This is a genomic window from Pseudomonas sp. SDO52101_S400 (assembly GCF_054071635.1).
The window spans coordinates 1-22981 of the sequence record NZ_JBSVWF010000064.1; the positions used below are offsets into that span (position 1 = coordinate 1).

Annotated in this window: 28 protein-coding genes; 24 read left to right on the forward strand and 4 right to left on the reverse strand. The window is 52.3% G+C overall.

What is annotated here, in order from left to right:
• Positions 1-141 precede the first annotated feature (141 nt).
• From ACW9HX_RS24770 to ACW9HX_RS24860, 19 genes are all read left to right on the forward strand, one after another.
• A complete protein-coding gene (locus ACW9HX_RS24770; RefSeq protein ID WP_457382598.1) occupies positions 142-4767 on the forward strand; it encodes an RHS repeat-associated core domain-containing protein in 4626 nt (1541 codons plus the stop codon).
• Positions 4768-4772: 5 nt separating this feature from the next.
• The gene (locus ACW9HX_RS24775) at positions 4773-5096 is read left to right on the forward strand and encodes a hypothetical protein (RefSeq protein WP_207864016.1); all 324 of its coding nucleotides are present in this window, start codon (positions 4773-4775) and stop codon (positions 5094-5096) included.
• A 236-nt stretch (positions 5097-5332) separates the two neighbouring features.
• Entirely contained in the window at positions 5333-6070 is a 738-nt protein-coding gene (locus tag ACW9HX_RS24780) for a hypothetical protein (protein WP_457382599.1), read from the forward strand.
• Between the two features lie 30 nt (positions 6071-6100).
• Positions 6101-6433 (forward strand): hypothetical protein, encoded by a 333-nt coding sequence (locus tag ACW9HX_RS24785; RefSeq protein WP_457382600.1) that lies wholly within the window; start codon positions 6101-6103, stop codon positions 6431-6433.
• Positions 6434-6500: 67 nt separating this feature from the next.
• The gene (locus ACW9HX_RS24790) at positions 6501-6764 is read left to right on the forward strand and encodes a PAAR domain-containing protein (protein WP_109784877.1); all 264 of its coding nucleotides are present in this window, start codon (positions 6501-6503) and stop codon (positions 6762-6764) included.
• 190 nt (positions 6765-6954) lie between these two features.
• Complete coding sequence (locus tag ACW9HX_RS24795; RefSeq protein WP_457382601.1) at positions 6955-7314, forward strand: hypothetical protein; 360 nt, start codon at positions 6955-6957, stop codon at positions 7312-7314.
• Between the two features lie 129 nt (positions 7315-7443).
• The gene (locus tag ACW9HX_RS24800; RefSeq protein WP_457382602.1) at positions 7444-7800 is read left to right on the forward strand and encodes a hypothetical protein; all 357 of its coding nucleotides are present in this window, start codon (positions 7444-7446) and stop codon (positions 7798-7800) included.
• Positions 7801-7848: 48 nt separating this feature from the next.
• On the forward strand, positions 7849-8133 hold the full coding sequence (locus ACW9HX_RS24805; RefSeq protein ID WP_457382603.1) for a hypothetical protein: 285 nt from the start codon (positions 7849-7851) through the stop codon (positions 8131-8133).
• Positions 8130-8600: a hypothetical protein gene (locus ACW9HX_RS24810; protein WP_457382604.1), complete on the forward strand. Its 471-nt coding sequence runs from the start codon at positions 8130-8132 to the stop codon at positions 8598-8600. The genes ACW9HX_RS24805 and ACW9HX_RS24810 overlap by 4 nt, the downstream gene beginning before the upstream one ends.
• Positions 8601-9157: 557 nt before the next feature.
• Positions 9158-9394 (forward strand): hypothetical protein, encoded by a 237-nt coding sequence (locus ACW9HX_RS24815; RefSeq protein ID WP_457382605.1) that lies wholly within the window; start codon positions 9158-9160, stop codon positions 9392-9394.
• A gap of 186 nt (positions 9395-9580) precedes the next feature.
• A complete protein-coding gene (locus tag ACW9HX_RS24820; RefSeq protein ID WP_457382606.1) occupies positions 9581-9994 on the forward strand; it encodes a hypothetical protein in 414 nt (137 codons plus the stop codon).
• Positions 9995-10124: 130 nt separating this feature from the next.
• Positions 10125-10706 carry an Imm15 family immunity protein gene (locus ACW9HX_RS24825; protein WP_457382607.1) on the forward strand — a complete coding sequence of 194 codons (582 nt, stop codon included), beginning with the start codon at positions 10125-10127 and terminating at the stop codon, positions 10704-10706.
• 1 nt (position 10707) lies between these two features.
• Complete coding sequence (locus tag ACW9HX_RS24830) at positions 10708-11334, forward strand: hypothetical protein (RefSeq protein WP_457382608.1); 627 nt, start codon at positions 10708-10710, stop codon at positions 11332-11334.
• Between the two features lie 52 nt (positions 11335-11386).
• Positions 11387-12058 (forward strand): hypothetical protein, encoded by a 672-nt coding sequence (locus ACW9HX_RS24835; protein WP_457382609.1) that lies wholly within the window; start codon positions 11387-11389, stop codon positions 12056-12058.
• 130 nt (positions 12059-12188) lie between these two features.
• A complete protein-coding gene (locus ACW9HX_RS24840) occupies positions 12189-12620 on the forward strand; it encodes a DUF4265 domain-containing protein (RefSeq protein ID WP_457382610.1) in 432 nt (143 codons plus the stop codon).
• Positions 12621-12842: 222 nt separating this feature from the next.
• Positions 12843-13097, forward strand: a complete 255-nt coding sequence (locus tag ACW9HX_RS24845; protein WP_457382611.1) for an Imm32 family immunity protein — start codon at positions 12843-12845, stop codon at positions 13095-13097.
• An 87-nt stretch (positions 13098-13184) separates the two neighbouring features.
• Positions 13185-13616, forward strand: a complete 432-nt coding sequence (locus tag ACW9HX_RS24850; RefSeq protein WP_457382612.1) for a hypothetical protein — start codon at positions 13185-13187, stop codon at positions 13614-13616.
• Positions 13617-13702: 86 nt separating this feature from the next.
• Positions 13703-14173: a hypothetical protein gene (locus ACW9HX_RS24855; RefSeq protein WP_457382613.1), complete on the forward strand. Its 471-nt coding sequence runs from the start codon at positions 13703-13705 to the stop codon at positions 14171-14173.
• Between the two features lie 68 nt (positions 14174-14241).
• Complete coding sequence (locus ACW9HX_RS24860; protein ID WP_457382614.1) at positions 14242-14679, forward strand: SUKH-3 domain-containing protein; 438 nt, start codon at positions 14242-14244, stop codon at positions 14677-14679.
• A 182-nt stretch (positions 14680-14861) separates the two neighbouring features.
• On the opposite strand, the gene ACW9HX_RS24865 is transcribed toward ACW9HX_RS24860, so the two are convergent.
• A complete protein-coding gene (locus tag ACW9HX_RS24865; RefSeq protein ID WP_457382615.1) occupies positions 14862-16010 on the reverse strand; it encodes an aldose epimerase family protein in 1149 nt (382 codons plus the stop codon).
• A 246-nt stretch (positions 16011-16256) separates the two neighbouring features.
• Between ACW9HX_RS24865 and ACW9HX_RS24870 the strand changes: the two genes are divergently transcribed.
• The 3 genes from ACW9HX_RS24870 to ACW9HX_RS24880 all read left to right on the forward strand — a co-directional run bounded on the left by ACW9HX_RS24870 (position 16257) and on the right by ACW9HX_RS24880 (position 18227).
• Positions 16257-17006: a hypothetical protein gene (locus ACW9HX_RS24870; protein WP_457382616.1), complete on the forward strand. Its 750-nt coding sequence runs from the start codon at positions 16257-16259 to the stop codon at positions 17004-17006.
• A gap of 95 nt (positions 17007-17101) precedes the next feature.
• On the forward strand, positions 17102-17887 hold the full coding sequence (locus tag ACW9HX_RS24875; RefSeq protein ID WP_011335062.1) for a sulfite exporter TauE/SafE family protein: 786 nt from the start codon (positions 17102-17104) through the stop codon (positions 17885-17887).
• Positions 17888-17900: 13 nt separating this feature from the next.
• Positions 17901-18227 (forward strand): hypothetical protein, encoded by a 327-nt coding sequence (locus ACW9HX_RS24880; RefSeq protein ID WP_457382617.1) that lies wholly within the window; start codon positions 17901-17903, stop codon positions 18225-18227.
• 4 nt (positions 18228-18231) lie between these two features.
• On the opposite strand, the gene ACW9HX_RS24885 is transcribed toward ACW9HX_RS24880, so the two are convergent.
• Positions 18232-18696, reverse strand: a complete 465-nt coding sequence (locus ACW9HX_RS24885; RefSeq protein WP_457382618.1) for a GNAT family N-acetyltransferase — start codon at positions 18694-18696, stop codon at positions 18232-18234.
• A 209-nt stretch (positions 18697-18905) separates the two neighbouring features.
• On the opposite strand from ACW9HX_RS24885, the gene ACW9HX_RS24890 reads away from it, so the two are divergent.
• On the forward strand, positions 18906-19472 hold the full coding sequence (locus ACW9HX_RS24890) for a DUF4174 domain-containing protein (protein WP_127798857.1): 567 nt from the start codon (positions 18906-18908) through the stop codon (positions 19470-19472).
• Positions 19473-19642: 170 nt separating this feature from the next.
• Here the strand turns inward: ACW9HX_RS24890 and ACW9HX_RS24895 are convergent, their stop codons facing one another.
• Complete coding sequence (locus tag ACW9HX_RS24895; protein ID WP_457382619.1) at positions 19643-20791, reverse strand: AAA family ATPase; 1149 nt, start codon at positions 20789-20791, stop codon at positions 19643-19645.
• Between the two features lie 541 nt (positions 20792-21332).
• Here ACW9HX_RS24895 and ACW9HX_RS24900 point away from each other — a divergent pair.
• Positions 21333-21605 carry a hypothetical protein gene (locus ACW9HX_RS24900; RefSeq protein WP_457382628.1) on the forward strand — a complete coding sequence of 91 codons (273 nt, stop codon included), beginning with the start codon at positions 21333-21335 and terminating at the stop codon, positions 21603-21605.
• 61 nt (positions 21606-21666) lie between these two features.
• Here the strand turns inward: ACW9HX_RS24900 and ampC are convergent, their stop codons facing one another.
• Positions 21667-22833 carry a class C beta-lactamase gene (ampC, locus tag ACW9HX_RS24905; RefSeq protein ID WP_457382620.1) on the reverse strand — a complete coding sequence of 389 codons (1167 nt, stop codon included), beginning with the start codon at positions 22831-22833 and terminating at the stop codon, positions 21667-21669.
• Positions 22834-22981 lie beyond the last annotated feature (148 nt).

The following is a 22981-nucleotide window of genomic DNA, read 5'->3' on the forward strand; positions in this document are numbered from 1 at the left end:
ACTGGCGAGTGCGGCGATGCCGAGTGCGTCGGGGATTCTCGGGGCGGCGAGCAAGAGCGGCAAGTTGCCAACGCTTCCCGCTCCAGCCCTGCCAAAAAACTCTATTAAAACCCCGGGCCTGCTGGCGGGTGAGATGCTGTCATGACCACTGAAAATGCTGTTGTAAAACGTGAACCTCAAGTTGCCATTGTTCCCCTGAATGCCATCGACATTCAGGACGTCGCCAGCGGTGCGGCGACTTTCGATGCCTGGCTGCAATCGGCCAGTGGCGGCGTGGTCACCCTAGATCGGATCAAGAACGTAGCCGGCGCCTTACCCGTGGTGGGCAACATCATGGCGCTGGTCGATGCGCTGGGTGACATCGTCACCCTGTCGAACGCCAAGCAGCGCGACTTGCTCGCGTGGGCCAGCCTTGGCATCAACCTGATCGGCGTATTGCCTTTACCACCGGCGATGGCAGCGGCGCGCATGACCCTGCGCCCGACACTGTTTCTGGTGCGCCAGGAGATGAGGGCCAGCAGCAAGTTGTTGCTCAGCACTTCCGTGATCGAGGTGCTGGTCGGTCACCTGAATGCCTCGATTATCGGCACGCTGGATGATTTTGTTGAACAGGCCAAAGGCAAGTTGCCCGGTATCTTGGCGGACGCTGGCAAGCTGGGCGAAGAAGTCGTTAACGAAATTGCCAAAGGCATCGAAGCGGTGGCGTTTGGCAATCTGGATGCCAAGGGTGATCTGAATGCAGCCAGCGCCCAGGCAAGCGCTGCGGCCGACCAATTCAAGAATGATCCGCTGGCGTCTTTCAGCAATATTTTTGGAGCGGCCAACAGTGCGCTGAAGTCAGCAGGCAAAGGCCTGGCCAACAGCGTGGCTCAAAATCTCGTCCCTGATGACCTCAAAAAAACCGTTTCCGACGAAACCAAAAAACTGCGGGCGATGGGCCCGGAGCTGCGCACCCAGTTGAGCAAGCTGGACGACGAGTCCGTTCAGAATTCCATCGGCTGGTTACTGCTGATCCTTTCCAGCGCCGTGACGTTGTGGCGCAAGCGCAATGCCCATGGCCAGAACGCCGCTGTCCACCCGGACAAAACCGGTCAGGCCAAGCGCACAGCGTCGGATGGGCAGTTGGCCGCCCACGGCCAACAGGCGCCGGCTAAAGGCGCGCCCAACCCGAAGAAAGGCCCCTGTGAATGTGCCACGGACTTCAGCATCAATTTCGCCTTGGGTTCGGAAAGCTTCAGCCATACCGATTTCAGCCTGCCCGGCCCCTTCCCGATCGAGTGGACCCGAACTTACAACTCACGCCTCGACGCCTACGATCAGAGCGAACTCGGTGCCCGTTGGATCAGCGAGTTCACCACGCGTTTCGACTGCGTGGACGATGGCCTGACCTTCTACGGCGCCGACGGCCGTGACCACAGCTATCCGCTGCCCAAAGTCGGTCTGTTTCATTACGACGCCATCGAAAACATCACCCTCGTTCGTGCCAGCGAAGATCAGCTATTGCTGTGCCGTGGTTTCGAACGCAAGGAAACCTACGTCCGCCGTGGCCAGCGCTATGTACTGACCAACATCTCACTGCGCAACGGCGCCGGGATCATGCTGCATTACGAGCATCGGCACGGCGAACAATCGGTGCTCTCGGACCTGATCACCTATCAGGAAAACGACATCACCAAAGTCCACCTGCACCTCGGCACGATGATCGACGATCACGGCCGGTTTATCGGTCTCTGGCAAATCGTTGACGGCGAACCGCAGCGACAGCTCTGCGCCTACCAATACGACGCCTATGGCGATCTGATTCAGGCGCAAGACGAGAACGGCGCAGCCTGGTCGTATCAGTTCCAGCATCACCTGATCACCCGCTACACCGACCGCACCGGGCGCGGCATGAACCTGCAGTGGGACGGTTCAAGCGCCAAGGCCAAAGCCATCCGCGAATGGGCGGACGACGGCAGCTTCGACTCGCGCCTGGAGTGGGACGAAAACATCCGTTTGACCTACGTCACCGACGCCCTTGGCAACGAGACCTGGCACTACTACGACATCCTTGGCTACACCTACCGCATCCGTTACGCGGATGAGCGTTCGGAATGGTTCTTCCGCGACGAGGCCAAGAACATCGTGCGCCGCGTGAATGCCGATGGCAGCACCGATCGCTACAGCTACGATGAACGCAGCAACCTGCTCGAACACATCCGCGCCGATCACACGGTGATGCATTACGCCTACGACGACCAAGACATGCTGATCAAAATCAGTGATGCCGAGGGTGGTCAGTGGCAACGCGCCTATGACGACCAAGGCAACCTGGTCGAAGCGCTCGATCCGCTGGGCAACAAAACCGAATACGCCTACAACAAATCCGGTCAGCCCACCGCGATCAAGGACGCCAACGGCAACGAAAAGACGTTGGACTACAACGACGCCGGGCAACTGGTCGAGTACGTCGACTGCTCAGGCAAGACCAGCGCCTGGGAATACAACGAACTGGGGCAGATGATTTGCTTCACCGATGCTGCCGGGAACGCCACCGAATACGAATACAAGGCTGGCCAACTGGTGCTGATCAAGCACCCGGACAAGACTGAAGAGCGCTTTGAACGCGACGCTGAAGGCCGGCTGTTGACGCATGTCGACGGTCTCGATCGCTGCACCACCTGGAGCTATAGCGCGGCCGGTTTGATCGCCGAACGTGTCGATGCCGCCGAGCAAACCCTGCGCTATCGCTGGGACCGTCTCGGACGGCTAACGGCCCTGGAAAACGAAAACGAACAACGCGCCCACTTCCACTACGACCCGGTCGGACGCCTGCTGGAGGAAAGAGGCTTCGACGGCCACACCACGCGCTATCAATACGATGCTCAAACGGGTCGCCTTGCCCAATCGATCAATGGCAAACGCATCATCTCGGTGAGCTTCGACCCGATGGGCCGCTTGACCGAGCGTCGCGCCACCCTGGGTGACCAATCGCAAAGCGAAACCTTTGCCTACGATGGCAACGGCAACATGGTGCTGGCCGACAACGCCGACAGCCGTCTGCAATGGTTCCACGACCCGGCCGGCAATCTGCTGCGCGAGCACCAACATTACCTCGGACTGGAAAAGCCCACCGTCGCGATCTGGCAGCACGAGTACGACGTGCTCAACCAACGAGTTGCTACCGTTCGCCCCGACGGCCACCGCGTCAGTTGGCTCACTTACGGCAGCGGCCACCTGCTGGGTATGCGCCTGGACGAGCATGAGCTGATCGGTTACGAACGCGACGACCTGCACCGCGAAATCGCCCGCCATCAGGGCAATCACCTGCTGCAAACCCAAAGCTGGGACCCGGCCGGACGCTTGCAGGAGCAACTGCTGGGGCGCAGCGATGACAAAAGCACTCTGCTCAAGCGCGAATACAAATATGACGCTGCCGGCCAACTGACTGACATCAACGACAGTCGTCGCGGCCCGCTCGCCTATCGTTACGATCCCGTCGGCCGACTGCTCAGCGCCGTGACGCGTCAAGGCGTTGAAACGTTCACCTTCGACCCGGCCGGTAACCTGCTGGATGACAAGACTGCCGAAATCCGTCGTCCACTGGATCTGACGCCACCGCGCAGCAAACTGGTCGACAACCTGCTGCGCGAATACGCCGGCACCCACTACGACTACGACGAACGCGGTAATCAGATCCAGCGCTGGCACAACGGCCAACGCAGCGATATGCGTTGGGACCTGTTTGATCGACTGGTGCATTTCGAAGATCCGCGCCTGTCCGTTGAATTCGCTTACGACGCACTGGGGCGCCGCCTGCACAAAAACTCCCGCGCGCACTACAAACAGCGCCCGGAAGCCGGTTCCCTTTGGAACAGAAACGAGCACGCCCGCAAACAGCGTGAACTGGGCTGCGGTTTTACGCTTTACGGTTGGGATGGCGACAACCTCGCGTGGGAAAGCAGTCTGGCGCAGGGCGATGGCGAGCCGGGACGCACGGTGCACTATGTTTTCGAGCCGGGCACTTTTGTACCCGTTGCACAGGCTGTACGGCATGCGCCGATCAAGCTGATGGGGCTGCCGGATTACAGCGGTGAATACAGCCTTGATGAAGACCCAGTGTGGAATCACAAGGCAACGGCATTACCGTTTGATGCGTTGGCCTGGTATCAGTGTGATCACCTGGGAACACCGCAGGAACTGACGGATTCACAAGGCAACCTGGCCTGGACCGCGCAGTACAAGGCGTGGGGGCAGGTGACGGAACAGCGTTCGGAATGGGCGCGGCAGCATGGCGTGACGAACCCGATCCGCTTCCAGGGGCAGTACCACGATCATGAGACTGGCCTGCACTACAACCGCTATCGGTACTATGATCCACAGGTTGGGCGATTTATCAGTAAGGACCCGATCAGCTACGATGGTGGGCTGAACCTTTACCAATATGTCCCGAATCCGATGGGGTGGGTCGACCCACTGGGATTGGCTCGAATATACAAAGATGCTCCTTATCACGGCACCTCAGATAATGCAGTAAAAAGCCGTGCTCCAACAGAGGGCCAAATTGCGCTGAACAACTCTGTCCAAGTGAAAGAAACATCTCCAAGACGGGTCGGTGTTGATGCGAACAATAACGAACTTGTTGTCATGGATAAGACCAGAACCTATCCGAATGGAGATGAGGAATTTCATGGCCACGTCCGCTGTTGGTGTGACTTGCACAATGATCAACAGTCAGCACTCAAAAAAGCCGGCATGGTAACTGGTAAGGGAAAAATTAAAAGGTGATAGCCATGAGCAAAGAACACAGCAAAAAAGAGCTTGAAATCATGTTGCGATCTAATGATAGTGACGTGGTGATAGATGCCCTTCTTTATCTATGTTTCAACATAAACGATCCAGAGTGGATTCAGGCCAAATGCATTGAAGCAATAGAGGGTGCAGGGAATGACGACATCAAGGGGTTGGCTATAACTTGCATAGGGCATGTTGCACGCATCCACTCAGATATTGATAGGTCGTTGGTTGTCCCAATTTTACGTAGCAGACTCACAGACGACACTTTATCCGGTAGAGCCCAAGATGCTCTTGATGATATTGATATGTATGTCAAGTAGATCGGCGCAAGAGCACTTTGAAACAAGCGATGGGGCTGTTCATATTTGGATCGAGCAAGGTGCGTCCATTTAGATCAAGGCAACAATAGTGCAGAACGATCCTGTTGAGTTGTCCGAATCGGAGGCATTAGAAATTGCGGACGTACTCCGAGATTTTGCAAGCCGTATTCAAGGTCTGCAACGACTGCACTATATAAATCTTTCTCCTTTAATGAAAAGTCTAAAGGATGCCCACAATGAAAGCTGTAGTTGATGCCGGGTCCGTTCTTGCTTCGAAATCTGCAGGATTTCGCTTTGATAACTCATGCGACTCGATATGGTATCTGGCTACAGGCTATGATTATGGATTGATTTTTGATTGCTTGGCTCCCATTTTTTTTCGGCATAGTATATATGCGGTGCTTGCTGCCGAGCTCGATTCCAGTAGCAGTATCGCGAAGAAACTAGGCCAGCATAAAAGAGCGTTTGGGAAGCTTGGCTTGGCCGCAGCGAACAAAAGAAGACACTTGGAATTAGACTTGGATATTGAGGGGAAACATTATTTCTGTGACCTCTCTGCCCTCTCTAGCAGCGAAGAAATAAAAACCCTTTTGACTGCCACATACAAAGGGTGGAATGCATTAATATTTTTATCAGAGATAGAGCTGAATGAAAGTGATAAAAAAGAAATCCTCGGTGTAATCTCTGAGATGTATAGAGCCTCAGGAACAGATTTCTCTGAGGCCTCCTCATTAGAGTTATTTCATAAAATAACGGCAATGCTATTTTCAAAAAAGTGTACTGTCGTCATGCTAGGTGAAGATCTCTCTGATACTCGAGCAATACTAATCTCAGGCCATCCGGAACAGATAACGGAGTTTTCAGAGCTCGCAAACACTTTGGTTCGAACCGACTCCAATTGGACTCCAACACCGTTAACACGAAATTTCACAATAAAAAACCCTTTTGCGAGAAGGCGTATGTTTGAGGTATGACCAAAAATTGGAACGGATTTATTTTTTGCAATGAGTTATGAATGCAAGCTGGTGTTCGACGACACCACATCAGCCAGCAAAGTAATGAAAAAAGTAGGGGGCAGCGGCGCATGCGTTCGCGTGCAACAGCCTGGTGACCTCTACCTGAAAGATCAGTCTCTCAACAGCAGCGCTGATTATGACGCTCGATTGATCTATGAAAGTGAGAGCGCTCTGTGGCTTCAGGTCAATTTCAAGTCATTGAGCCTTTACCAAACCATGCTCTCGGCGTTGGGCGGCAGCGACTATAGATGTCTTGAAGATGGTGATGACGATAAAAAGGTGCCGCTCAAGGAAGCATTTCGCATCAAGGGCAATGTTTGAAGAGCGGTTGAAGGTCTGCATCGTGCGTCAGTGCAAATAGACAGGCCATGGTCAAAGGAGTGACAACATGAAAGACGCCATTCGCTTGGGCGACTCCACCACTCACGGTGGCAAGGTCCTCGAAGCGTTCTCCCGGACCGACCTCAACGGCAAGCCGATTGCCGGGGTTGGTCACAAGGTCAGTTGCCCCCTGTGCAAGGGGATTTTCCCGATTGCCGAGGGCAGCAGCACTTACACCGTGGACGGCACACCCATCGCGCTGGACGGTATGAAAACCGCCTGTGGGGCGGCGCTGATTGCCAGTGGCCCGAAAGGGGCCGTGATCAGCTAAGTCTCTGAATTTCGATTAGGCATACTTCAATGTCGCGTATTTTACGTGTGAGATCCTTAACCATGCTCCCACCAGCAAGCAGGCCTTCTGAGTACGCTTCCCTGCCCAGCGAGTAAAAGTAGTCTGCCTCCCCTTGAAGGTTGGTGAAGGAATTTAACTTGAATGTTGTCGGTGGGTGCGGAGGAAAATCATGATGTCAGAGCTTTCAAGCAAGCTTTTCAATCTTTCTCCGAGAGATTTACAACTCTACGCATCAAAGCTATTACATGCTTATTGCGTAGCAAAATCTATTCAGCACGTGGCAGTCGATGAGTTGATAGCCCACCTTAATAGTTTTCCTGAAGGTCGTGACTTGGCTGAGTGGGAGAGAAAGGGTGCACTATTGCCACTCAATGGAAGGGGGGATGATATGCCCCAAGACCTTAGCCAATCGATTCCATCTCAAGATATTGACGACTTTTGTCATATTGTGGATAGCGCGGTTGAAGTCGGAATAGTAGATGTCTATGGAGCTCCAAGCGAGCTGCCGGTCAAACTCATAGAAAAATAACTTCAATTCTTCGCAAGAAACACATTGATATTCCTCAGTTGTGATTAATGGATAATGGGGGGTATTTTTGTATGATTTTGCACTATATAAATCTGTCACTTTTGTGATAGGCCGCAGAAGGCTGAAGTGATGACTGAAAAACTAAAATGCGTCGATCTCCTTCAGGGTTTTTTAGACAGGATTTATAGACAGGCATCGAGAGAACAGGGCGCTGTATTAAGTAGGAATTGTGGTCATTACGATTATGCGGGTGACAAGTTCTCTGTATATGTTACGGTTTTTTTTGAGGAAGTTGAGCTTGTTTTTGAAGGTGAGCAAGTAGAGGGCAGTATTTTTGTTGTGAGTCTGGATATATGTACTCCTGAAGGGGAAATATTGAAGGGCAAGGTGGTGTCTGCAAAAGGCGGTTGTGACGATATCAGGAAAGCTTTGGAGCGTTCAGAGGCCTCAGTACTTGCAGATCTTTTGAGGTTTCTCAATGGATGAGCTCAATGCCTGCTTGGTTCCAATAATTGGGACGGATTTATTTTTGCAATGAGTTATGAATGCAAGCTGGTGTTCGACGACACCACTTCAACCAGCGAAGTGATGAAGGAAATAGAGGGCAGCGGTGTATGCGTTCGCGTGCAACAGCCTGGAGACCTCTACCTGGAAGATCAGTCGCTCAACAGTCGCGCTAATTATGACGCTCGATTGATCTATGAAAGTGGAGTAAAAAGTACTCTGCCCCCTTTGAAATTAAGAATGAGTAAGCATGGTCGTCCTCAGTTGCGCAACGGTAAAGAGAAGTCTTTTTACAGAGAAGGGTGCTGCAAATGAATATAGATCCTTATAGAAGAGAATTTCTTTTTAGAAAGTCTCAGGGGAAAAGAGTGCTTGGCCAATATCAAGAAAAGATAGAGTCTCTTTTAAAACTGTCTTTTGATGAGTTACTGCTTTTAAGTTTGGCGGAAACAGATAAAATAATTGCAGAGCTGATGACGATGCACGAAACTTCTTGCGTGCGCAAAGAGTGTTCATTATCTACTGAAGCGTTTAATTTTGTCCTGTCGGTAATCGAGGATCGAAAATGCTACTTGCTGATAGATGAAGATTGGAAGTGCTGCGGGGCATACATGGTCGAAAGCGGTGCTTCTCTATGCGCGAGTTTCGATTTTGACGAAGCCACAAGCGACGAGATTAGATTGATTAGTACTGACCTTTCCACGCAAATCTCTATTGATTACAGTGAGACTTGCGGCGAGAAAGTTTTTGAATGCTGTGTAAAAACATATCAGCAATTTTAAAGAGCTAGTCGGCATTGAAAATACAAATCCATCTGGGGCTGGCTACGTTTTTAAAAGTTGTTTAAGCGGAGTCTGTGCCTACCAGACTCCCCGGCTTCAGGCCATATGGTTGGAATGGAAAAAATTGTCTGGGAAAGCAATCTGGTGCAAACCGATAGCGTGTCAGGGCGCGCAGTTCACTACATTTTCGAGCCCCGCACCTTTCTTCCGGTCGCTCAGGTGGTTCGGCATGCCCCATTAATCTCTTTGATCAGCCAGATTACGGTAGCAACTACAATCTTGATGAAAATCCGTTGTTAAATCACAAGATTACGGCAGCACCGTTCGATGCATTGGCGTGGTACCAGATGCGCACATCAGTCAGACGTTCATGGTAAAAGACACAAAAAGTGAACGTGTTGATATTGAAGTGATAACTGGAAAAGTTTCTGTGGAGTAAAAAAATGTTCAATGATCATCCGGATAATAAAAATTACTATCTCGAGTTGGAGCGTAGTTTTTATGATTATTTTTGATTTAAGGTTCAGGCGAGTCAAGTTGCTGTAGAAGAATTTAAAGTGCCTTATTACAATACTTATTTTTCAAATGGCTTGCCGTTTATGGACGGTAATCCAATTTTCTCGGCGAAAAATGAAGTCAATGGACAGGTCCACAGAGTTGTATTAGCTGAGAATGTTCATGAGCTTTGTTCATATCGTGATAAGGAAGCAGGGTGTGAGCTAGTTATAATTGGCAATCTGGCCCTGCTGGAAGAAATAAAGAAAAAAATTTCCACTTGGATCAGCACTCAATAGCTTTCGGGAGTGGGAGTTGCTTGCGGTCGTCAGCTGAGAAGACGCACTTCGATATTTTAGAATAATGGGGTAATTGCACAGCAAGGTACGGACCTAGTGCGTAAGCATGATCCAGACGTTTATGGGGGGTATGACAGAGAAATACAAAGGTCCGCCAGGTAAAGTAATACCAATGAAAAACATGACGTGCCGAAAGTCTTGAGGTTGGAGCTGATGATTAACAGTGCTGACGATTTTAAGTGTTATGCGGAAAGCAAAAATGAGATAGAGAATGCAAGGATAAATGAGGCTGCGACAGAGGAAGTATGGCTAGAGGTTGTCTCGAAGTACCCTGAGCTTTCACGGCTGGTTGTTGCGAATGGATCGATTTCTACTGATGTGCTTGAGAGGCTCTCACTAAGCGACGACGTTGATGTTCGCTGGGATGTTGCAATGAAGAGGCGTATCAATAGCAGCACTTTCGAGAGACTGGCAACTGATAAGTCTGTAGTGGTTAGGCATAGAATTGCATGCAACCCGAAAGTGCCAGAAGATTTACTGATTCTACTTGCTGAAGATGAAAATGAAATGATCGCCGAGGCCGCAAAAAAAAGACTCTAAAAGAATTTCCAGCTGGCGAAACGAGTAGGCCAAGAGAATCCCTCGCTGGAATAATGGCGGGCATTTTGCATTTTTTTGAATTTTATAAATTTGTCACCTTTAATGCATGTCACCTTTAATGACGTTTAAAATGAAATTTAGAGATCTTTACAATAAAATAATTAGCAAGGAGCCGTATAATGATATGGATGTTTTCTTTGCGAGCTATGAGAATTTTGAAGAGATTCCGCTTGTATCCAGATATAGCCGCTTAAAATGCTTGGAAGAGGAGATGAGCAGCGACGGGGTTTCTGATTTTCTAACTGGGTTTGCTGCGTTTCTTTTGAGTACTTTGAGATTGTTGGGTGCGTCAAGAGACAATGATGTTTTTTTTGCAATTACTTTTACAGATTTTGAAGGGGGTGAGGAGCAGGGTGTTCTCGTGCCTAATATATTTATTTATCCAAAACCAGCCTCGGTAGGTTTTTTGGAAAAGATAAGAGAAAGCCGTAGCGGACTTGCGTCTCAGGAGATTAAAGAAGTTAAAAGACATTTTTCTAACTGCGGATTAGAAGAGGCTTTTGATTTTTATGAGAGTAGGTTTTATGACCCGGCTTGCGGTGAGGATGTCGTAAGAGTCTTTGCTGTTTTTAAAGATCACAACTCTCCCCGTATTCATGCGAAGAACAAAAAGGTAGAGAAGAAAGTGTTCACATGTCGGGGAGGGATATAACGTGGAGAATTACAGGATTTTATATTGGAGAGAGCGGTTTGGTGATTTTAAAAAGTCCTCCAGTCAGCGTGTCAACAAAATTCCTGCCAAAAAAAATGATGACTTTGCGTTGGTGAGTTCTGTTGATAGAGAAGGCGCTGTTGGATTTGATAGAGCTCCCCAGGGGCGTGTCGCGATCAATGCTCTGATTTCCAGTTGTTATTTTATTGATATTGATGGGAGGCTGCAGCCGCCATCGAGTAGGACGTTGGGTTATATGCCGCTGTTTATCTTTAGAGATAAAGATAAACAGTTCGAGAAGGCAGTGAGTGCTCATGGGGAGTATGAAAAAAATTATAAAAAATACAAAGTTTTATCAAGGCATCGAGAGGCCGAAAGGCCTGTCCCAACAATCCTGACTAAGTTTCTTTTTGATGGCGAACTGCCAATGGATAAAGAAGTATATGAGTTCTTGATCGCCGCGTGTCATTATGTGGCGGTCGCCAAGATCTCAGGTGAATATGGATTTGGTGCGTTTGATGTTTTCTCAGATGATTTAGAGTTCTTTTTTGATGAGTTTCGCTTGTTTGCAGGTGACGCAGCGGAGTGGGTAGCGGTTGAGAAAGCTTCTGACTTGATAGTTTTTTGATGGTGCTAAAGCGTATTGATGGTAAACGTGAACCCGGATTGCTATCGTCCTGTTGAATGCCATTGACATCAAGGACGTTGCCAGTAGCGGCGTATTGAGCAAAGATTTTATGATTTCTACGACGTTTTACGAGTTATTTGATTCTTTCATGGGGGGAGCGCGAGATCTTCACCCCCAAAAAATGGGTATGGACAGCTTTTCCAGATCAGAACTTGTGGGAAATAGCTACGAACTAGTGGGTGATGCATCAGATTTTCATTTTTATGAAAAGGCATACGATGTGCCATATCATAATCGTAAAGTGATAATTGTATTTAAGTATTATTTCAGCGGTGAAGTGAGCCTTGGGGCAGGCCTTTCTGTAGGCGACGGAGTGAGGCTTACAGCGCTTCTGAAAAAGCTACTCATGGCTGTAAGCCGACAAAACTTAGACGATTTACAGTTGAGTTTCTTTTTCTCGGACGACAGACGTGAGGGAGCTGTCATCTTTGATGATCGGCTGGTCGTGCGTTTTGATCAGTGGGGAGCGCGAAACGCTTATATGGTTTCGACATTTGAGTGTGATTTTGTTGGGAGTGAGCTGTTTGGGGCTATAGCCAAAAATGCAGTTAAAGATTCCTTGGAATCAGTCAGTCAGAGTGTTATGAAAGTAGAAGTCGAGGCCGGTGATAAGCCAAGTGCTTATCTTCGTCTGGTTAAAATTCTACAGAAGTATTTTTGGTAGTTTTCAGCGCGCATTCAGATGATCTTCGGGTCCGGTGCTTGGCCTATGATAGCGGTCATTTTTTAGCATTTCGCCTTAACGAACATCAACTAATGGATTACGATGCGACGACATGCATCAAGGATCTTAAATGGAAAAGGTTTTTTTTAGATTGGCGGTAACGGATGACTATCCACCTGTCTCTAGCGAAAGTGTCTGGGCAGAGCGATTGGGTTCCGGTGCATTTATTGTGAGGAACATTCCGTTCTACTCGAAGGATGCTTGTCTTGATGACGAGGTGCTAGTTAAGCCCGGTACCGACGGTGAGCATTATTTTGAACGGGTTATCACGAGCAGTAGTAACAGCACAATTAAGATCGTTTTTTTGGATGCGGGAAAAGCACACGTATCGGCTGTCTTGGGTTCATTGGTCTACATTGGATGCACGTGGGAAGGAATGAGCAAATGCTTCTTTTCTGTGAATATTCCGGCTGACGTTCCCCTTGATGAAATGATAGAAAAATTGGCCGATGGTGAGGAAAAGGGGTGGCTGGATTACGAATATGGGCTACTCCGTCAGTAAAGATTCTCAACTGTTCGAGCAACGGAGCAGGAGACTATATTTAAGGGCTGAATACTCTGTGAAAAATACGAATCCAGAGGTTCATGCTCACGGTCACTTCAAGACAAGGAAGACTGAAATTTTAGTTAGCAAGGGAAGGGGCTCAGAGTGATAGTGCGAGGGGTAGCGTTTCTGAGCTCTCGCGGAAAGAAAAGGACTGCCTTCGGGATCAGGATTAAATCTATGGAAAAATTAACTAAATTCACTGTGCACGGAACCGATATCGGGAGTGGTGAAAGTATCCAGCTTGATGAGGTTTCGATTCATGCGGATCCACAAACGATTAGAGAGCTTGGTGTTTTTCTAATTAATGCGTCATATGAAATGTCAGCGAATGGCCTTGAACATATGCACCTTCAAGATGTGGTCAAGGACTTCGACCATGAAGCGAATGTGGACTTCATTGCACTGAATAGTTGTTTGGTGAAAGTTGTATAAGCATGAGAATTAGTCGTAAAGTTGTCAACTTTGACGACGGTAAGTTTTCTCTAGCCAAAAGAGTGGTGAATTTAAGGTCGGCTTCGTATGAGTCAAATTGATTTTAAGAGATATAATGTTGGCGCGATTGTTCGGCCGGCTGACAGTTCCGAGGCGCTTAAGCAGCAGGTTGGATTTTTGATAAAGGTTTTGGATGCATTGGATATTACATTTTCTGACTGTGAGAATGATCCTCTGCTTCTTGCTAAAGACTATGTGGACGGGAGGATCCCAATCGAAAGCTGTAAGGTCGAAGCTTCTGTTTGGTGGGACAAAATCGATGAGGACGGAGCAATACGAAACTTGCAAGATAGGGAAGTGTTGCTGGCGAGACTAGCTATTTGCCTGCTGTCAAATGATGAAGATGATATTTCTGTAATGGGAGATAATCTTTCGTGGTTTTTTGAAGTGTTGGGTTTTTTGAAAGTGGACATGAAAACGCCTATTAAGATGATGATTGAATACTTTGAATTTAAATGATATTTGACATTGGTAAGCTGAGGGGCTGAAGGTGACGAATCAAGAGAGTCGTGGAGTTAATGATTTCGAGACACTTGGAGTTCACCATGATTAGTCATGAGCAAATTGTTAATTTTTCAGATCTGTTGAGTAAAGGTAAAGCTGAAGCCGATGCAACTCGGAACATAATGAAGTTTATGTTCGCGGGCGTTGGTATGGTTCTTCAGGACGAAGAAGTGTCCCCTGTAGTCAACGGCGCGTTTACAGTTGCGCACAGATACTGGTTTGAGGGGGGAGAAAATGAAAAAGAGTTGAATGCTGCCAGGGTCAAATGTTGGGATTTTCTGGAGACGAAGGGGCGCGATGTCGACATTGAAGATAACGAGGACGCTGCCATAAGAGCCTTATTTTGCGTCATGTATCCTGACAGAGTTTCCGATGAAGATTTTGTGCAGGAGTCTTTTGAGTGGTTTTTCGAGATGATCAACAGGATTGGCGATTTCAGTCGGGCGTTCGAACAGCTAGCCACAAAAGCAGCTCTTGATGGAGAGTCGAACTCAAGAGGGCCGAAACGCTGAAATAGCCAGACGGGCGTCTTTTTAAAACGCACGTTGTTACCAACACTGATTGTGACCGGATGCTGAACATGCCCCCGCTGATCGAACTTCCCGAAAGCCTGCGTCTACTGTTTCTTGCCGCAGGCTGGCCCACTACCAACAGCGAACCACTACCGGGTTTCATCCCACCTGAGCACCCGGCCGCGGCCTTGCTCGAGCAACTCGCCGGGCTGCGGGTGGGCACCTGCGGCGCAGGTGAGGAATGCGCTACCAGTGATGTCGAGTTCGGCACCTTTGAACATCTGCATGGGAGCGAAGAGTTCCTTGAGTGGCAGCAACGCCTGGGCAGTACCTTGGTGAGCATCGCCGAAGTCCAGCACGGCCACGGCGCGCTGTTGATGGACGAGCGCGGTCGTTGCTACGTCTTGAGCCTTATCCATGACGCACTTTGGATGCAGGGACGTGACTTCATTCAGGCCATGGAAACCCTGATATTCGGGCGCAAGGCTGGTGAGTGGAGCGAGTGATTCCTGTCCCCCGGACTTGTTGAGTGTAAAGAGTTCGTCTGTCTGTTGGTGCTGATACGGTTTTGAGTGGGCAGCCGGCTAGCCCAGGGATTCAAAAAGCAAAAAGATCGCAGCCCGCAGCATCCCTACATCAGGATTAATTTTCCCCTGTAGGCGCTGCCACAGTCTGCGATCTTTTGCTTTCACTTCGCAGAAAACTTCAACACCACGCTCTGGGTGTAGGTCTGTCCCGGATCCAGCCGGGTGCTCGGGAAGTTCGGCTGGTTCGGCGAGTCCGGATAGTGCTGGGTCTCCAGGGTAAACGCGCCCCAGTGCGGATAGACCTTGCCACCCTTGCCCTTGACCGTGCCGTCGAGGAAGTTGCTGGTATAGAACTGCACGCCCGGTTCGTTGGTGTACAGCTGCAAGTGACGACCGGATTGCGGGTCGCTGACTTCGGCGGCGAGTTTTCTGACGTCACCCTTGGTGTCCAGCGCCCAGTTGAAATCGAAGCCGCCGTGTTTTGGTTCGGCGAATTTCAGTTGCGGGTGATCGGCCTTGATGTGCTGGCCGATGGCGGTGGGTTTGGTGAAGTCCATCGGCGTGCCGGCCACGGGCGCCAGTTCGCCGGTCGGGATCAGTTTGGCGGTGACCGGGGTGTAATGGCTGGCATGCAGGGCGGCGATTTGCTTGAGGATGTCGCCGTTGCCGGCACCGGCGAGGTTGAAGTAGCTGTGGTTGGTCAGGTTGAGCACTGTCGGTTTATCGGTGCTGGCCTTGTAGTCGATGCGCAGTTCGTTGCTGTCGGTGAGGCGGTAGGTCACTTCGGTGGTGAGGTTGCCGGGGAACCCCATTTCGCCATCCGCCGACAGATACGTCAGGGTCACGCCGACCGAGTCCTTATCCTTGGTTTCCGTCGCTTTCCAGACCTTTTTGTCGAAGCCCTGAGTGCCGCCGTGCAAGGCATTGGTCTTGTCGTTCTGCGGCACTTGGTAGCGTTTGCCGTCGAGTTCGAAGGCGCCATCGGCCAGGCGATTGCCGAACCGGCCGATGGTTGCGCCGAAGTACGCGGTGCCTTTCTGATAACCCTGCACATCGTCGAAGCCGAGGACAATGTCGTCGAGCTTGCCGTGTTTGTCCGGCACCTTCAGCGCCTGCAAGGTAGCGCCGTAGGTGATGACCGTGGCCTGCATGCCGTGGCTGTTGCGTAGGATGTATTGCTCGACGGGTGTACCGTCATTGGTTTTGCCGAACGCTTTGTGTTCGCTGGACAGGCCGGCGGCCTGGGCGGAGAGGGTGGCGATCATCAGGGACAGTCCGAGGCCGCAGAGTGAGTGTCGGGATTGAAGCATGGGTTGACCTTCCATTTTGTTGTTGTTTTGAAAATCGTTAAATAGTCATGCTAATTATCGTGTGAATGGAAATTTATAGCGGATTAAACGTTTATTGCAAAAATAAAGTCCGACTAAATTGAATGGCAACCAGCACCGAAGGTCGGGAATCCACCTCGGCACCGCACTTTTGCGAAATCCCCGGCTCTATCCATGGCCAGGTTGCGGTGACTCCCGCCGCACAGGAATGTGTCCTTCAAAGAATTCATGCCGAGAGTTTTTCGCCTAATCGCTGCATTCATTCATCGCCCGTGCCTGTTGCTGGCCTGCCTGTCGACGCTGTTGCTCGGTGGTTGCAGCCATCAGGACGGCAACAATTTCATCAGCCAGATGCGCGAGGGCAGGCCTCAGGAATTTCTCCAGACCAGCGTCGACCGCATGGCCACCCTGGCGATGCGCGACAACCTCGACAGCCTTTATCGCTTGATGGGCAAGCTGTACCTGCGCAACCCGGACGAGCTGCGCAAGTCCGGTTTCCTCGACATTCGCACGGCGGTCAAGCAGGTGCGGCTGGCCATCGAACAGCAACAACCGCTGCCGACGCTGGGCGGCAAGAAAGATCTGGCGGCACTGAGCTACGCCATGAGCCCGGAGTTTCTCGGCGATCGGGTCGGCGCGTTCATCTATGCCATCGGCAGCATGCTCGTCACCGCCCACGGCAACCGCACCGAGTTCTACATGACCGATGCGATCAACCCGACCTTCGTCAACAACGCTGCGCGCAACATCGAAAAAGCCACGTGGATCCTCGCCCAGCGGCAGAACAAGGAAGGCCAGCCACTGCTGTTCTCCAACGAGATTTCCGAGGAGGGCAGCAACCTGAGTTTCGCCACGGAGTTCGGCAAAGTCGTGGCGCGACTTGATCTGCTGACCCAGATGCTTGACGAGCGCTACCGGCGCATTGGTTTGAACTACGCCCAGAGCCTGCTGTTTTTGAATTTTTTGCCGGTGCAGTGAAATGGCATAACGATAGATCGGATCGATATAGGTGGTTATAAGAAAAATCGCTATGCTGCGGGCCAGATTTTTCCTGTCGTCTTCTGGATGTCTTCATGGAATTGGCAAATTTCGGCCTGGTGATTGCCGGGCTGGTCGTGGGGTTCATCGTCGGCATGACCGGTGTCGGCGGCGGTTCGTTGATGACGCCGATCCTGCTGTGGTTCGGCATCAATCCGGCCACGGCGGTGGGCACGGACCTGTTGTACGCCGCCATCACCAAATCCAGCGGCGTGCTGGTACACAGGAAGAACAAGAACATCGACTGGGCCATCACCGGCTGGCTGACCCTGGGCAGTGTCCCGGCGGTGGCGATGACCTTGTGGTTCCTCAGCACCCTGCACACCGCGCCGGATGCGATGAACGCAATCATCAAGCAGGCCTTGGGCTTTGTGTTGTTCGCCACGGCGCTGGCGATTCTGTTCAAGAAGCGCCTGCTGGAATTCGCCCATAAACGTGCCGGCGGCAACTACAACCCCAGCGGCGCGCGCCTGAATGTCATGACCGTGATCACCGGTCTGATCCTCGGCACGATGGTCGCCCTGACCTCCATCGGCGCCGGTGCCCTCGGCACTGTCGCGTTGTTCATTCTCTATCCGCTGCTGCCGACCCGCCGCCTGGTCGGCACCGAAATCGCCCACGCCGTACCGCTGACCCTGGTCGCCGGCCTCGGCCACGCGAGCATGGGCAACATGGACTGGGGCGTGCTGGGCTTTCTGCTGGTCGGCTCGCTGCCGGGCATCTGGCTCGGCAGCCACCTGACCGGCCGCGTCTCCGATGAACTGCTGCGCCCGTGCCTGGCGACGATGCTGGTGCTGATCGGTTACAAGCTGGCGTTCTGATCGGCAGGTAGCCATGAGTGAAACCACACTGCATTGCAATGGCCGACTCACCATCACGGTCGAGCCCCGGGAAATGCGCATGAGCCACTGGCTCTACGCGCCGCTGGTGGTTGATCGGCAGCGCCAGCAGACGCTGCTGGACTTGAGTGACAGCCAGTGGGACCTGATTTCCACTACTAATGAAACCGCTGGCGGTATCGATCTACTGTTGCGCAAATATCCGGGCGACAAACCAGCGGTGACCCTGAGCGTCAGCCTTGATGACGGAATGCTTCGGCTTGACGGCCGATGCGTCGATCCAACGGGGCTGGAAGCGGCGCTCGATTTGGCGCTGAGCTAAGTGCTTATTGGCCGAGCGAGTGCTTCATCACTGTCACCGGCAACCCGTCATACTCCATCTCTTCCACTACCTCCCAACCCAGCCGCGCATACAGCGACTGCGCCGCATCGGTGTACAGGTACAACTGCGGCACGCCCAGCGCGGCGGCTTCCTCGACGATGCGGTTGACCAGTTGCGAGGCGATGCCGCGGCCACGCTGTTCGGCCTTCACGTAGACCCCGGCCAGCCACGGCGTCAGTTGCGGGCGGGCATCCATATCTCTGTCGATCAGCAGCGCACCGCCGAGCAGTTTTCCGTCTTCGATCGCCACCACCACGCTGGGAATCGCACCTTTACCGCAGGCGGCGCGCATACGTTCGGTGCGGCTGGCGAGGGTGTCTACGGGCTTGTACTGGCCCCATTCCTTGAAGTTGAGCTCGGCCAGTTCTTCAATCATTTCGGGGTGATCGCACAGGTAGTCGATGTGCATGCGCGTTGAACTCCATTTCGCAGGTTGAACAGCCACCCTAATGCGGTCATAAAAGGTAATCAAATGCGCGACATGATCGCGTGCATCCGGTTGCGCAAAATCGTTGCTGACCTACGCTTTGAACAAGGCGAAACATATTTGCCGGGTAACCCCGGAACAATCGCCATGATGCGCAATCATTAGAGCGTGGATATCAAAAGGAGATGCGCATGCTCATCAGGTCACTGACCCTGACACTCTTGCTGGCGATTGCCGGCCCCCTGTTCGCCGCCGACGGCGATTCCCCTTTGGACGTCGACAAGGGCATTAACCGCCCGGTGATCGTGATCGCTTCCAGTACGGTCGATTCTTATTGGGTCAGCCTGAAAAAAGCGCTGGACGACCCGGCCAACAAACAAGGTATCGCCGACCGCAAGATCAAGGTTTACACCATCCTGAGCATGAGCGGTCAGGTCGATGGCAAAAGTCTCGAGCAGCAGCAAACCATGGCGCTGTTGCGTTCGCTGAAGCTGGGTGCCGGGGCGTATCCGAAAGTTTTCCTGGTGGGCAAGGATGGAGAGACCAAACTGTCGGCTTCGGGGGATGAAGCGGCGGCGGTCGACCTGAAGAAAATCTTCGACACCATCGATGCACTGCCAGCTGCCGAGAAAGAAACTACTTCCACCGTGGTCACCGCCCCGGCTGCTGCAGAACCGGCGCCGGCCAAGGGCGCGAAAGGGACAAAACCGGCGAAGCCAACCAAACCGGCCAAGCCGCCGGAAATGCCGGATGATTGATTGCGGCAGGCTCTGAATAAAGATGGCGAACGTTATCAAGCGTTCGCCATTTTTTTGCCCACGGTGTTTTGATCTGAAGATGACCGCAGGCGATCACGGATGACATTCCAACACTGTTCTGCGATGCCGGCTCATATGGTTTTGATCCGCATCTGGCTGGCATCGAGTTTTCAAAGGCTATTGCGCTCGTATAGCTCGTCGTCATTCAGCACGTAAACCAGTGCGTCTTTTGCTTCGCTAACGACCAAGGGAGACTGGGTTGTCAGCACGAATTGGCAGTTCGGAAATGTTTTGCTCAATTGCTGGATAAGGTTGAGCTGCCATTCCGAATGCAGATGAAGGTCCACTTCATCGATGAGGACGATGCCTTCGCCGTGGAGTGGATTGTCCAGTGACGGGTTCATCATGGCCAGTCGGCGGGCTATGTCGCCGACCAGCGCCAACATCGATTTTTCGCCTTGCGACAATTGGGCGACATTGAAAGTGACGCCGTCCTTGTCGATCGTCATGTGCAGGCGAGGTTGTCGTTGTATTCGCAGGTTGGTGAAGCCCGGCATGAAGGCCGCGATGGCGCAGCGGACGGCCGTCAGTTGGGAGTCACGGGACGAAGCTTTGAGCTCGGATAACGTTTTCCAGGCTTCGCTCTCAGCACCCAGTTTTTGAGCTATTTCGTTCAATGCGGAATCGGAAATACCAGACTCGTTTTCGCTGTCTTCGCGCTCTCGAAACCATTCAAAGAAACCACGAAAGTCGGTGCTGTGTTTCAGTGAGTCGTCGTAGCCCGCCAGTTGATCGAAGGTTTGTACGCTTTTGATTTTCAGCGGGATTTCGAGAACCGATCGCTCCACCGGATAGTAGGCGATCAGGGGGAGTGAGGCGTTGTCATCGGCTGTCAGCAGGGAGCGATAGTGATCGGCGAGCAGATTTGCGTCTTCCAAGGAGCTGCTCAGAGCCGTTTTTCCTTCCTGCTTGCTGTGTGACATACCCCATACGAATACATCGTCTTCTTCATCGGGATCAGACTCGGGATTGACTCGCGGATGTGCAGGTTCTGCTACCGCGATCGAGACGATGGCAGCCGGGGTTCCGTTGCGAATGTCTTCCTCTGCGATATGGCTGCCATTGCCTTTTTGGGTGCGAATTCTTGCTATCAGCCAGCTCAGGCAGGTGGTGAGAGCTTTCAGCAGGGTGGTTTTACCGGCGCCGTTGATTCCCACGAACACGGTAACGTTGGAATGGGATCCGGCGAGAGGAGCCAAATGTACGGTGATGTCATTGAACCGACCTACATTCGTGAGTTTGAGGCTTTCGATCTTCATTAATCTTCCTCTGTGTATCAGTCGGTCAGGTGTTCGGCGAACATCATTTCATCCGCGATAACCCGGCAATGCGGTGCAGTTTAGATGCACCTCTTTCAGCCGATCACCTTTGAAAATCATTGCTGAATGTGCCCGGAAATTTACGCGGCAACACCCTTCAAATCCATCGGACATTTCCTTCAAAACGCGGTGGCGTTGGTGAACTGGTGGCTTGAGTCGAACGCCGATAATCTCATCGGGCCGCTGCAAAATCAGCGGTCGGGATGTGGAAGTCCGGGGATGACAGGGAAGCGTATGTGCGCCTGTGACCACATGTTGGTATTTTTTATGCCACCATCGTCGTTTATGGCAGCTATGCGCAGGAGCACTCTCAAGTGCACCGGGTTTCTCTGACCCCGGACTTCCACACCTGCGCAAAGCTGCCACCCTCTCGTGGAAGGGAGTTCGGCAGTTTCTCTCTTAATGTCAGAGGTATTCACACGTGAAAAAAACAGATCCAAACAGGCCGGAAACTCCCGCGAACCCAGATTCCCCCGAACACATCGCCAACCCCAAACCCCGCTACATCCCCATCACCGGCATCGACTGCCAGATCCCCTGTCTCCTGATCGACCGCGAAGCCCCGGTAGACGTACTCCACGGCACCGCCGCCTACCGCTTGCGCAGCGTGACGCAGTTGTTGGAAACACTCTCTTTGAGCGACGGCATCGGCCACGACGCCATGCTGCTGCAGGACTTCGCCCGAGTGCTGGCAATCCCTTTGCGCGACAGTTGCGATCTGATGGATGTACTGGGCTGGAAGCTACAGGCGTAGTTTTCAACCTCCCAAACAAAAACGGGCGACCTTCTCAGGTCGCCCGTTTTTTATGGCGTGATTACCGGGTCAATTCCCCGAGAATCTTGTGCGCAATCTTCACCCGCTCTCCATTCGGGTAGTTACGATTCGCCAGAATCACGATCCCGACTTTCTTTGACGGCACGAACGCGACGTAGGCGCCGTAGCCAGCGGTGGAGCCGGTCTTGTTCAGCAGCACGTTCGCCGGTTCAGGCTGTGGCGGATTCAGCCATTTGACCTTGTGCGGTTCCATGGCCATTGGTGTCGAGTTGCCGTCCAGCAGGCGGTCGAGGCTGATCGGGTAGGTGTAGCGTTCCCAGCCCAGGCCCTGGGTCATGTCGCCGACGGTGTAGTAGCCGGTGTGGGTGAGGGCGATGGCTTTTTGCAGGGGCGTTTCGAGTCTGGCGGTGTCGAGGTTGGCCTCGACGTATTGCAGCAGGTCGGCGGCGCTGGTTTTCACGCCGTAGGCTTCGGAATCCAGTGCGCCGGGGCTGACTCGTACTGGTTGGTTGTTCTTGTCATAGCCTTGGGCGTAGAGCTTCTCTTCAGAGGGCGGCACTGACAGGAAGGTGTGCTTGAGTCCGAGCTTCGGCAGCAGGGTTTCGCTCATCACCTGATTGAACGGTTGGCCGAGGCTTTTTGCGGCCAGGTAGCCGAACAGGCCGATGCTCGGGTTGGAATACAGGCGATGGCTGCCGGCCGGATAGGTCGGTTTCCACTGTTGGTAATAGCCGAGCATCTTGTCGGCAGAGTCTGCGGCATCCGGGAACTGCAGCGGCAGGCCGCCGGCGCTGTACGTGCCCAGTTGCAGCAGGCTGATGTGGTCGAACGCGCTGCCTTTCAGCTCGGGCCAGTGCTGGCTGGCCTTGTCGGAGAATTGCAGTTTGCCGCTGGCCTGGGCGTAGGCGGCGAGAGTCGCGGTGAAGGTTTTGCTTACCGAGCCGATTTCGAACAGGGTGTTTTCACTCACCGCTTGCCCGGTGCTTTTGTCGGCAACACCGTAGTTAAAGTAATGCGCCTTGCCATCGATGGTCACGGCGACGGCCAGACCCGCGATGTCTTGTTGCTGCATGACCGGGGTCACGGTGGCCTTGACCAGCGCCTGCAACTGATCGTCGGTTTGCGGGGCGGCCAGGCAGGTGGCGGCGCTGAAGAAAAGTCCGAAAGCGCTGAAGGACTTGAGTTTGTTCAGGTGGATTGAAGGCATTATTGATCCACTCTCCATGAGTGCTAATGGTGTTATCTCGCTACACTGCGAGCGTTTTTTCATTGGGCTGCTGATCGGCGCCGCCAAATCTAGGCACTCCGGCGTGAATCGACAAACGATGAAAACTCGGACGAGCCATTAGAAAAAC